Source organism: Sphingomonas sp. ID1715, from assembly GCF_013044515.1.
In the GTDB taxonomy this organism is placed as follows: Bacteria; Pseudomonadota; Alphaproteobacteria; order Sphingomonadales; family Sphingomonadaceae; genus Sphingomonas_B.
In genome coordinates this window covers 210,341-222,017 of record NZ_JABEPR010000003.1, presented here as the reverse complement: position 1 = coordinate 222,017, position 11,677 = coordinate 210,341, and the positions used below count along the sequence as shown (strand labels likewise).

Genomic DNA, 11,677 nt, shown 5'->3' with positions numbered 1-11,677 from the left:
TAACCCTTGTTGTCACAAGGATGAACGCGAACGCTCTCCCTCAGTCTTTCGGAGCGAAATCGAGCGACACGCTGTTGATGCAATAACGCAGGCCTTCAGGTCCGGGGCCGTCGGGAAAGACATGGCCCAAATGGCTGTCGCAGCGGGCGCAGCGCACTTCGACGCGGCGCATGCCATGGCTCGCATCTTCATGCTCGGTGACCGCGCCCGGCGCGAACGGATGCGTGAAGCTGGGCCAACCCGATCCGGAGTCATATTTGGTGTCGCTCTGGAACAGGTCGGCGCCACATGCCGCGCAGCGATAAGTGCCTTCGGCCTTGTTGTCGTAGAGTGCACCGGTGAACGCCCGCTCCGTGCCCGCCTCGCGCAGCACGTGATATTGCTGGGGCGTCAACCGCTGGCGCCATTCCGACTCGGGGAGGTTGAGCTTGTCCATGGGTGGAATGTGGGCGACCCGGCGCGGCGCTTCAATGCTCCACGCGCGTCACCCGGGCGAGCAGCGAAGCCAGTCCAGGCGCAAGCTTCATCAGCCGAACCAGCGAAGCTGCTCCCAGGGGCCGTTCGGCGGCTGACAGGATGGCCGACGCAATGGCGATGGGGCGCCGCGTGCGGGCCGCGAGCAGGCGCTGATAATCCTCTGCCCTGCCGCCGCGCAAAACGGCGCGGGCCGCGAGCACGCCGCTCGCAATGGCGATACCCATGCCTTCCCCCGCGAGCGACGGGATGACACCCGCCTGATCGCCCAGCCGGTAGATGCCCGGCAGCGTCTCCGCCGTGCGCCAGCCATAAGGCACGGCGGCAATCGCGTCGATCGTTGCCGCGCCATCGAGAAAAGCGAGGCGTTCGCCAAGCGCGGGCACTTCGTCACCGATCGCACGCAGCAACGCTACCGGGCTGCCCAGTTCGGCCAGCCGCGACTTCCGCACCGCAAGGCACAGATTGCCGGTCCCGTCCTCCTGCAGCACAAGGCCCGCATAGCCGCGATCGAACAGATGCAGTTCGATCGCACCTTCGACCAGTCGGGCCAGGGCTGGCGCCGGGCCGAGCCGTACGCGCAAGCCCAGCGCCGGATCGTCCGCGGGCTTAGGCCGGGCGAGGCCGCGCAGATCATGCTTGCCTGTTGCCAGCAACAGCCGTTCGGGGGCGACGACATCTCCGTCCACACGGATCTGCTGGCCTTCCGCCTCTTTCGCCAGAATGCCGCGCTCGACCGCTGCGCCTGTCGCTGCCGCACGGGCAAGCATGATGCTGTCGAGCTGCCGACGCGACACGCCAAGTGCCGGCTTCGGCAGAGGCGCTCTCGCCCAGCTTTCGCGCGCAAAGAGCCGCACCTCGGTCGCCGGCGCCCCGCTGAGCTCGATGCCGAGCCGTTCCAGCGCCGCCAGGCTTTGCCAGCTGAGAAAGCCACCGCAAATCGCATCGCCGGTTTCGCGCTGCCTTTCGATCACCAGCGGGCGGGCGCCTGCGCTCGCAAGGGTGATCGCCGCGGCCGAGCCCGCCGGGCCGCCGCCCAGGATCAGCGTATCCGTTCGACGCACAGGCGAAAGGGGAAGGCGCGGTAGACGCGGGCCGTGATGCCGGCCTCGGCCAGGATCGGGTCCCATTCGCCGGGGCGATAGGAGCGGGCGATGGAAAGCGTGCCGTCCGCCTTCACCATCGGGTGCCAGCGCATCAGCGTGGCGAGGACCGGAAAGCCGGCATGCGCCAGGCGGTGACGATGCAGGTCGTTGACCAGCCAACCCATCCGCGCATGCGCGTCCATGAAGCGGGTGAAGGCGATCAGCTCCGCATGGCTCATATGGTGGGCGACTAGGCTGGAGACGATCAGGTCCCATGGCTCATGCGCCAGATCGGCATAGTCGCCGGTGACATAGCGGATGGGTAGCGTCGGCGGTGTCGCGTCGCGCGCGGCGGGCTCGCTGCGCGGGTTGAGGTCGACCCCGACCAGCTCGCACTCACGGCCTCGCTTCCGCGCCCAGCGGGCGATGGTGCGCAGCATGTCGCCATGGCCGAAGCCGACGTCGAGCAGGCGAAAGGCTTGGCCGTTCGTCGCGCGGCGGATGAACGACAGCGTCGGTCGCGCGGCCAGCGTCAGTCGGTTCACCCTGGCAAGGTCGCCGATCACGGCGGCGTAGATTTCGGGCGACAGATCGTCCGCATCCATCTGCTCTTGCATCTGGCTGCGGACGGCGAGGCTCATGCGCTCTGGAACCGGAACCCCTCGGCCGCCAGCCCGGGTCCGAAGGCAATGGCGACGCCATGCTCGATCTCGCGCTCGAGCTGCCGCTGCAGCACGAACATCAGCGTCGAAGAGGACATGTTGCCATACCGGCGCAGCACGTCGCGCGAGTCGTCGAGCGCACCGGGCGGGAGTTGCAGCGCATTCTCCACAGCATCGAGGATCGACCGTCCGCCTGCATGCACCGCCCACTGGTCGACGCCACCATTGACGATCGTCTCGCGCATTTTTGGGTCGGCCAGCGCAGCGCCGATGCGCCCCGGCACTTCGCCCGACAAATGCATGGCGAACCCCTGGTCGGTGATGTCCCAGCGGATCAGCGAATCGGACTCCGGCAGCGTTGTCGAGAAGAGCTGGCCGAGTTCCAATCCCTCACTTTCCGCCGTGACCAGTGCCGCCGCCGCACCGTCGCCGAACTGCAGCCCCGCCAGCATCGACTCGATCTGGTCCATCTCGTGCAGGTGCAGCGAGCAGATCTCGACGGTCACCACCAGCACCCGCGCACGCGGCTCGGACCGGATGATGTGCCGCGCTGATCGCAGCGCCACCACCGCCGCATAGCAGCCCATATAGCCGACCAGCAGCCGCTCGACCGAGGGTGAAAGTCCCAGCCGCCGCGCGATGATCTGGTCCACGCCGGGCGCGACGAAGCCGGTGCAGCTCGCGACCACCAGATGCGTGACGTCATGAAGGTCGGCCGGCAGCTCGCCGATCGCCCGCAGCGCCAGCGCCGGCGCGACTTCGCCGTAGAGCCGCATGCGTTCGGCGGTGCCGGGCAGTGTCTCCCGGCCGTAGAAGCCGCCGGGCTCGGCCGGGGAGCCGCCGCCCGGTGCTGGCGGCAGCACCGACCAGCGATGTTCGAGGCCGCTGCGGCCGACCATCCGTTCGAACAGACGACGTTCGCGCGGCTCGGCGATGCGGGCGAGCGCCCAGTCCAGAAAGGGCTGGTGGATGTCCTGCTCGGGCACCGCGGTGCCGATGGCGTTGAGATAGGCCTGGGCCACGCGACTCTCTTTGTTGTGGATAGCGACTCTGCCGCACAACGCACCCGTTGGCTACACGGCCCCAGCCGGGTTAACTGCGGCCATGTCCAGCGCTCCCACGCCGATGATGGCGCAATATCTGCGCCTCAAGGCGGAAGCCGGCGATTGCCTGCTCTTTTATCGCATGGGTGACTTTTTCGAGCTGTTCTTCGACGATGCGAAGGCGGCCGCGGCGACGCTCGACATCGCGCTGACCGCTCGCGGGGAGCACGACGGCGCCCCCATTCCAATGTGCGGCGTGCCGATCCACGCCGCAGAAAGCTACCTCGCCCGCCTGATCAAGGCCGGGCACCGAGTCGCAATCGCCGAGCAGACCGAGTCTCCTGCGGAGGCGAAGGCGCGCGGATCCAAGGGGCTGGTTGACCGTGCGATCGTACGTTTCGTCACGGCCGGCACGCTGACCGAAGAGACGCTGCTCGACGCGCGCCGCTCCAATTGGCTGGTCGCGCTGGCGGAAGTCGGCGGCACGCTCGGTCTTGCCGCAGCCGACATTTCGACCGGCCGCTTCGAGATTGCGGAGGTGGCGCCGGAGCTGCTGGACGCCGAACTCGCCCATTATGCCGCGGCGGAGGTGATCGCGCCCGAGGGGTGGAGCCGCTGCGACTGTGTCGAGCGTTCCCGCACGAGCTTCGACAGCGGCGCAGCGGAACGGCGTATCTGCGAGCTGTTCGAGGTGGCGACGCTCGATGGACTCGGCGGCTTCGGGCGGGCGGGTGTCGCCGCTGCCGGTGGGCTGGTCGCGTATCTGGAGCATGTCGGCAAGGGCGCGCTCCCCTTCCTGCGGCGCCCGCAGCAGCGATCACCCGCCGCGCACATGTTGATCGACGCGGCGACGCGCGAAAGCCTCGAACTCACCCAGGCGCAGGGCGGGGGCCGGGCCGGCAGCCTGCTCGACTGCATCGACCGTACCGTCACTGGCGCCGGCGCGCGCCTCCTCGGGGCCGATCTTGGTGCGCCGCTGACCGGGCGCGCGGCGATCCAGGCGCGGCTCGACTTGGTCGACCTCTTCCATGACGAAGGCCTGCGCCATGCGACACGCGCTGCGCTCCGCGCGATGCCAGACATCGGCCGCGCACTGGGACGGCTGGTCGCCGGCCGCGGGGGACCGCGCGATCTGGCCCAGCTGCGCGACGGACTTACGGAGGCGCGCAGCCTGCATGACCGGCTCGCCCGCATCGATCAGCCGCCGACGCTCCTAGCCGAACTGCTCCCGGCGCTGCAGGGTCATGCCGAGCTGGTCGATCTGCTAAGCCGTGCACTGGTCCCGAGCCCACCGCTGGATGCGAGCCAGGGCGGCTATATCGCCGAAGGCTATGACGCGGCGCTTGACGAGCTGCGCAGCCTGGGCGGCGAGGGACGGCGGGCAATCGCCGCGCTCGAGGCCCGTTATCGCGAGCAGACCGGCATCGCGACGCTCAAGATCCGCCACAATGGCGTGCTCGGCTACCATGTCGAAGTGCCGGCGCGCAGTGCCGACAGACTGATGGCGCCGGACTCCGGTTTCACCCATCGCCAGAGCCTCGCCGGTGTCATCCGCTTCAACGCGCCGGAACTGCACGAACAGGCGCTCCGGGTCACGCAAGCCGGCGCGCACGCACTTGCTGCCGAAGCCGCGCATCTCGAGAACCTGACGGCACAGGCGCTCGCCCGGCGCGATGCGATTGCTGCCGCCGCCGATGCCATCGCGCGCCTCGACGTGGCGGCAGGGTCGGCCGAACGCGCGATCGAAGGCGGCTGGTGTCGTCCAGCTCTGGTCGACTATCCCTGTCTCGAGATCGACGCCGGTCGCCATCCCGTCGTCGAAGCTGCGGTCGCGAAGGGCGGCGGGCGGTTCGTCGCCAATGATTGCCGCCTGTCGGAAGAGTCCCGCCTGTGGCTCGTCACTGGCCCGAACATGGGCGGCAAATCGACCTTCCTCCGTCAGAACGCGCTGATCTGCGTGCTCGCCCAGGCCGGCAGCTATGTCCCGGCGGCGAGCGCCACCCTCGGCCTGGTGGACCGGCTGTTCAGCCGCGTCGGTGCATCGGACAATCTCGCGCGGGGCAGGTCGACCTTCATGGTCGAAATGGTCGAGACCGCCGCCATCCTTGCCCAGGCGACGCCGAACAGCTTCGTGATCCTCGACGAAGTCGGCCGCGGCACTTCGACCTATGACGGGCTCGCCATCGCCTGGGCGGTGGTCGAGGCGGTGCATGAAGGCAATCGTTGCCGCTGCCTATTCGCGACCCATTATCACGAGCTGACGCGGCTGGCCGGCAAGCTCGATGCGCTATCGCTCCATCACGTGCGCGCGCGCGAATGGAAGGGCGATCTCGTGCTGCTGCATGAGCTGGCGGACGGCGCCGCCGATCGTAGCTATGGCCTGGCCGTGGCCAAGCTTGCCGGCTTGCCGCAGCCCGTCCTTGCCCGCGCGCGCGAGGTGCTGAAGCGGCTGGAATCGGGGCGCGAGAAGACCGGCGGCATTGCCGCAGGGCTTGACGACCTGCCACTGTTCGCCGCCACCGCGCAGGCGGAGGAAGCGCAATGTGACGCGATCCGCGCCGAAGTCGAAGCGCTGGACGTCGACTCGCTTACCCCCAGAGAGGCGCTGGAGACTCTTTACCGTCTCAAATCTCTCGCGATGGAGAATCAGCCGACAGGAACGTTGCGGTAAGCGCCCGGCGGAAGCGGAAGCCGAGCGTTTCATAGAGGCGAATTGCGCCTGCATTATCCGGGTAAGTGTGCAGAAACGGCGTGTCGCCCTCGGCCAGGATGCGGGCGATCAGGACCTGCATCAGCTTGCCCGCATGGCCTTTGCCGCGATGGTCCGGATGCGTGCAGACGGCGCTCACTTCGGCATAGCCGGGGAGCCGGAAGCGTTGGCCGGCCATCGCGGCCAGCTGCCCTCCATCCCGCACGCCGATGAAGTCGCCCATGAGATGGGTGGCGGCGCTGAACGGACCCGGAGCGGTCAGCGTGGCCAGTGCCAGCATCTCGCCTGCATCGGCATCGCCAAGCGGCTGATGCGCAAAGTCTGAGGGAGGTGAAGCCCTGCCGTCCCATACCATCTGGTTCACCAGTCGCACGCGATCCACGCGCGTTCCCGGGACCGGCGGCGCGGCGTCCCCCTCGATGATCACCATCGTCTCGCCCATCTGCGCCAGTGTGCCCAGGCTGGCGAGCGTTGCGGCGTCATACTCCGCGCCCGCTGCAAACACGTTGATGTCGGGCCGATAGCGCCGTGCCTGCCCGTCGCTGACAGCGAGCCCGGCTTGGCGGCTGGTCAGCGCATGCCACACGGGCCGGTCGAGAAGCGTGTCGTCCATTCTTGAAGTCTAGGCGGCGGCGCCACCGCGCTGCAACATGGCGCTGTCATGACCTGCTTCGACTGATAGGGTTTCGGTGCAGCAACGACTCACGAGAGGTTCGGCAATGGAAACCATCACGACCGCGGACGGCACGAGCATCTGGTTCAAAGATTGGGGCCCGAAGGATGCCCAGCCTCTGGTGTTTCACCATGGCTGGCCGCTCAGCGCCGACGACTGGGACAATCAGATGCTGTTCTTCCTCGCCGAAGGGTTCCGCGTGATCGCGCACGACCGCCGCGGTCACGGCCGTTCGAGCCAGAGCTGGACCGGCAACGACATGGACACCTATGCCGCGGATGTCGCGGCACTGGCGTCGGCGCTCGATCTACGTGACGCTGTCCATATCGGCCATTCGACCGGGGGCGGCGAGGTCGTCCGCTATGTTGCGCGCGCGGAGGCTGGCCGGGTCGCCAAGGCCGTGATCATCGGTGCCGTCCCGCCGCTGATGCTGAAGACCGAAGCAAATCCCGGCGGCTTGCCGCTTGAGGTCTTCGACTCGTTCCGCGCGGCGTTGCTCGCGAACCGCGCCCAGTTCTTCCTGGATGTGCCGTCGGGCCCCTTTTACGGCTACAACCGTCCGGGGGCGAAGGTCGATCAGGGCGTGATCTGGAACTGGTGGCGGCAAGGGATGATGGGCGGCGCTAAGGCGCATCTCGACTGCATCAAGGCCTTTTCGGAGACCGACTTTACCGAAGACCTGCGGTCGATCGAGCTACCCGTGCTCGTCATGCACGGCGACGACGACCAGATCGTGCCCTACGCGGACTCCGCGCCGCTTTCCGCCAAGCTGCTGAAGAATGGCACGCTCAAAACCTATGCGGGCCTTCCCCACGGCCTGTGCACGACGCACCCGGACATCATCAATCCGGACCTGCTCGCCTTCATCCGGGGCACGCTCGCCTAGCATCAGCGTCTTGATGACGTTGCGGCTGGCCACGCCTATGTAGGGCCGATGGCCAGCCGCATCGACTCCGTGCCTCATCGCCGTGCGATCATCGACCGCCGTGCCGTGGCCGAGGAGATCGACCGGCTGCAGGGCAATCCCGTCGCACTGCGGCAGCAGCTCGTCGCCCTGCTGAAGGTCGCGTTGGATCAGGGCCGCGCCCAGATCGCCGATCGCCTGCTGCTCAACCCCTCGCGCGGGCTCGAGGCGGCGGGCGCGCAGGCCTTCCTGATCGATCAGATTATCCGCCTCGCCTATGATTTCACGACCGAGCGGCTTTATCCCGTGAGCAACCCCACGGCCGGCGAGCGCATCGCGCTGATGGCCGTCGGCGGTTACGGTCGCGGCGAGATGGCCCCGCATTCGGACGTCGACATCGCGTTTCTCACCCCGTGGAAGCAGACCGGCTGGGCGGAGCAGGTGATCGAGTCGCTGCTCTACACGCTCTGGGACCTGGGGCTGAAGGTCGGCCACTCCAGCCGTTCGCTCGACGACATGGTGCGCATGGCGAAGTCCGATCTCACCATCCGCACGGCCCTGCTGGAAGCGCGGTTCGTCTGGGGCGATGCCGCGCTCAACGACGAAGCCGCCCAGCGCTTTCGCCGCGAGGTCGTCGCTGGCACTGACCGGGACTTCGTCGCGGCCAAGCTCGAGGAGCGCAACGAGCGGCACCGGCGCATGGGCGACAGTCGCTATGTGGTCGAGCCCAATGTCAAAGAGGGCAAAGGCGGACTTCGCGACCTGCACACGCTCTTCTGGATCGGCAAATATGTGCACCGGGTCGATTCGGTGGCGGGGCTCGTCGATGCAGGCCTCCTGACCCGCGAGGAACTGCACCAGTTCCAGCGCGCAGAGAATTTCCTATGGGCCGTGCGCTGCCATCTGCACATGATCGCGGGGCGCGCCGAAGAGCGACTCACTTTCGATTACCAGCGCGAGATCGCCGAACGCATGCAATATGCGACCCGGCCCGGCAAATCGGCCGTCGAGCGCTTCATGCATTACTATTTCCTGCAGGCGAAGACGGTCGGCGACCTGACCGGCCTGTTCCTCGCCCATCTCGACGAGCAATTCGCCAGCCGCGGCCGCCGCTTCACCCTCGCCGCCATTCCGCGCCGCCCGCGCAAGCTCAACGGCTTCAAGCTGGTGCGCGGCCGGCTCGCCCTACCGTCCGAGGATTTCCTCGAGCAGGATCCGGTGCGGCTGATCGAGATGTTCGCGCTGGCCGACAAGCACGGCCTCGAACTCCACCCGGCCGCAGTGCGCAGCGCGCGGCGTGATGCGCGGCTGATCGATGCCAAGGTGCGATCCAATCCGCGCGCCAACGCGCTCTTTCTTGACGTCCTGACGTCACCGCGCGACCCCGAGACGGTGCTGCGCTGGATGAACGAGGCAGGCGTGTTCGGCCGCTTCGTGCCGGACTTTGGCCGCGTCGTCGCCCAGACGCAGTTCGACATGTACCACCATTATACGGTCGACGAGCACACGATCCGCGCGATCGGCCTGCTCGCCCGGATCGACGGCGGCGCACTCAAGGACGAGCATCCGATCGCGACGGCGGTGATCCGCCAGATCGTCTCGCGCCGCGTGCTCTACGTCGCCGTGCTGCTGCATGACATCGCCAAGGGGCGGGGCGGCGATCACAGTGTGCTGGGCGCCGAGGTCGCGCAGTCGCTCTGTCCGCGGCTCGGCCTCTCCCCGGCCGAAACCGAGACGGTCGCCTGGCTGGTACGCTATCACCTGTTGATGTCGGCAACGGCCTTCAAGCGCGACCTGTCCGACTTCAAGACCATCCTCGACTTTGCCGAAGCGGTGCAGAGTCCTGAGCGGCTGAAGCTGCTGCTCGTCCTCACCATCGTCGACATCCGGGCGGTCGGGCCCGGCGTCTGGAACGGCTGGAAGCGACAGCTGCTCGGCGACCTGTTCGACGGCGCAGAGGAAGTGCTGCGCCTCGGTCACAAGCAGACCGGACGCAAGGAGCGGATCGAGGGAAAGCAGCAGGAGCTGCGCGCCAGGCTGAAATGGGAAGAGGCGCGTTTTGCCCGTTATGCCAAGCGGTTGCCCGAGCCCTATTGGATCGCGGAGCCGGTCGACGTGCTGGAACGCAATGCGCGTTCCGTCGACGCGGCGAGGTCGGAAGGATTGCGGATCGACGCCGCACCCGATCGCGAGCGCGGTGCCACGCTCGTCACTATTTACGCGAGCGACCATCCTGGCCTGTTCTACCGCATTGCCGGTGCCATCCACCTTGCCGGCGGCAGCATCATCGACGCGCGCATCCACACCACGCGGGACGGCATGGCGCTCGACAATTTTCTTGTCCAGGACCCGTTCGGCGGTCCATTCGACGACGACGCTCGCCTCAGGCGGCTCAAGACCAGCATCGAAGAGGCGCTCGTCAATCGCAGCGCCCTGACCGAGCGGCTGTCCGCCAAGCCGCTGCAGCGCCCCCGTGCCGACGCCTTCCCGATCGCCGCCAACGTGCTGATCGACAATCGCGCGTCCAACCGTTTCACCGTCATCGAAGTGAATGCGCGCGACCGGCCGGCGCTCCTCTATGCGCTCGCTTATGCGCTGTTCCAGTCCAAGGTGACGATCCACTCCGCGCACATCGCCACTTATGGCGAGCGCGCCGTCGATACCTTCTACGTCACCGACTTGCTGGGCGAGAAGATCACCGCGACGGCCCGCCTCAAGCCGCTCGAAAAGCGCCTGCTCGAGGCTGCGGAAGGCGAAGCCGCGCAGCGCGCCGCTGCCTAGCGATTCTCGCGGCTCAACCGGGTCATCAGGATCGCGGCGCGCTTCGCCTGGCGGCGGATGCTGTCGAGATTGACCGTCTCGCCCGGCGCATGATCGCCCTCGCTGTCGGGGCCCAGTCCGACGAGCCCGTCGACATCCTTCGCGACAAAGGCGATGTCGCCGGCTCCCCGCTTCAGCGGATCGAGTTCGGGCATCGGTTTCAGCCCTAGATCGGCATTCACCGCGTTCAGCCGCTTCAGCAGCGCGCGATTTCCGTCGGTGGGTGCCATCGCGGGATAGCCGGGATCGAAGCTGATTTCGGCGTTCGCGCCAGGAAACTCGCGCGCGACGATCGCCTTCATCTTCGCCTGCACGCGCGCGGTCTGCTCGTCGGACAGCGTCCGCATATCGCCGCGCGCGAGGGTCGTGGCCGGGATGATGTTCGACTTGCCCGCAGCTGTGGCGCGGATCTGCCCCGCGTCGAGTTCGGCCTGGGTGCCGCCGGCAATCAGCCCGACATTATAGGTCAGGTTCGGTTCGCGCAGCTCGTCGCGAAAGGCGGCAAGGATGCGGCTGGCCGCGTAGATCGCGCCTTCGCCGGCGGCCGGCGTGAAGATGCCGCTCGAATGGCCGCTTTTCGCCGTCACCTTCAATGTCCAGCTGGTCGAGCTGCGGCGCGCGATCGAGCCCCAGTCATGGCCATCGATCACCACCAGCCCTTCGAAGTCGAGCGCGGCGTCGGCGCGTTTGCCGGCCGCGATCAGATCCCGGCGCGAAATCTCGATCGGATCGCCCGAATCCTCCTCGTCGCCGGTGAGCACGATCTCGATATTGGCATCCTTGAGCGTGCCGGCCGCCTGCATGGCGCGCAAGGCGGCGACCATCACCACCATGCCGCCCTTGTCGTCGCCCGTGCCCGGGCCTTCTGCCCGCTCGCCCTTGCGAACGAAGGTCTGGAAGGGCGAATCCTTCTCGAACACCGTGTCTAGGTGACCGATCAGCAGCAGCCGCTTTCCGCCGCTCTTGCCCTTGTGCGTGGCGACGATGTGCCCGGCCCGCTTTGCCTCCGCCATCGGTACCCATTTCACCTCGAAGCCGAGCGGCGCCAGCTCCGCGCGCATCATCTCGCCGACTTTCGTCACGCCTTCGATGTTGAGCGATCCGGAGTTCTGGTTGACCAGCTTCTCCAGCAGCGACACCGACCGCTCATATTCCGCGTCGACGGTGGTCGCCATCTTCTGCTCCGCCGGTGAGAGGGCGGCCAAGGCGGGTGCGGAAACGGCGAGGGACAGGGTCGCGATCAGCGTTTTCAAGTCAGGCTCCCGAAGCAGGTTCCGGCGCGGTTTGCAGGAGCGCCCGCATGTCG

General features: G+C 67.4%; 9 protein-coding genes. 3 read left to right on the top strand and 6 right to left on the bottom strand.

Annotated features, from left to right (window positions below; translation table 11 throughout):
• Positions 1-40: 40 nt before the first annotated feature.
• The 4 genes from msrB to HJG53_RS10135 are packed head-to-tail and all read right to left on the bottom strand — an operon-like array spanning position 41 to position 3,243.
• Positions 41-436 (bottom strand): peptide-methionine (R)-S-oxide reductase MsrB, encoded by a 396-nt coding sequence (msrB, locus tag HJG53_RS10150; RefSeq protein WP_171130156.1) that lies wholly within the window; start codon positions 434-436, stop codon positions 41-43.
• A gap of 31 nt (positions 437-467) precedes the next feature.
• Positions 468-1,538, bottom strand: coding sequence for an FAD-dependent monooxygenase (locus HJG53_RS10145; protein ID WP_171130154.1), 1,071 nt, complete (start codon positions 1,536-1,538; stop codon positions 468-470).
• Positions 1,517-2,200 carry a methyltransferase domain-containing protein gene (locus HJG53_RS10140; RefSeq protein WP_171130152.1) on the bottom strand — a complete coding sequence of 228 codons (684 nt, stop codon included), beginning with the start codon at positions 2,198-2,200 and terminating at the stop codon, positions 1,517-1,519. Before HJG53_RS10140 ends, HJG53_RS10145 begins: the two co-directional genes overlap by 22 nt.
• Entirely contained in the window at positions 2,197-3,243 is a 1,047-nt protein-coding gene (locus HJG53_RS10135; protein ID WP_171130150.1) for a type III polyketide synthase, read from the bottom strand. Before HJG53_RS10135 ends, HJG53_RS10140 begins: the two co-directional genes overlap by 4 nt.
• A 103-nt stretch (positions 3,244-3,346) precedes the next feature.
• On the opposite strand from HJG53_RS10135, the gene mutS reads away from it, so the two are divergent.
• Complete coding sequence (mutS, locus tag HJG53_RS10130) at positions 3,347-5,935, top strand: DNA mismatch repair protein MutS (protein WP_171130705.1); 2,589 nt, start codon at positions 3,347-3,349, stop codon at positions 5,933-5,935.
• On the opposite strand, the gene HJG53_RS10125 is transcribed toward mutS, so the two are convergent.
• Entirely contained in the window at positions 5,889-6,587 is a 699-nt protein-coding gene (locus tag HJG53_RS10125) for a GNAT family N-acetyltransferase (RefSeq protein WP_171130148.1), read from the bottom strand. The genes mutS and HJG53_RS10125 overlap by 47 nt on opposite strands.
• Positions 6,588-6,693: 106 nt before the next feature.
• Here HJG53_RS10125 and HJG53_RS10120 point away from each other — a divergent pair, with 106 nt between their 5' ends.
• Positions 6,694-7,533, top strand: a complete 840-nt coding sequence (locus HJG53_RS10120) for an alpha/beta fold hydrolase (RefSeq protein ID WP_171130146.1) — start codon at positions 6,694-6,696, stop codon at positions 7,531-7,533.
• A 48-nt stretch (positions 7,534-7,581) separates the two neighbouring features.
• Positions 7,582-10,332: a [protein-PII] uridylyltransferase gene (locus HJG53_RS10115; RefSeq protein WP_171130144.1), complete on the top strand. Its 2,751-nt coding sequence runs from the start codon at positions 7,582-7,584 to the stop codon at positions 10,330-10,332.
• Here HJG53_RS10115 and HJG53_RS10110 read toward each other — a convergent pair.
• A complete protein-coding gene (locus HJG53_RS10110; RefSeq protein ID WP_254447675.1) occupies positions 10,329-11,624 on the bottom strand; it encodes a M20/M25/M40 family metallo-hydrolase in 1,296 nt (431 codons plus the stop codon). The genes HJG53_RS10115 and HJG53_RS10110 overlap by 4 nt on opposite strands.
• Positions 11,625-11,677 lie beyond the last annotated feature (53 nt).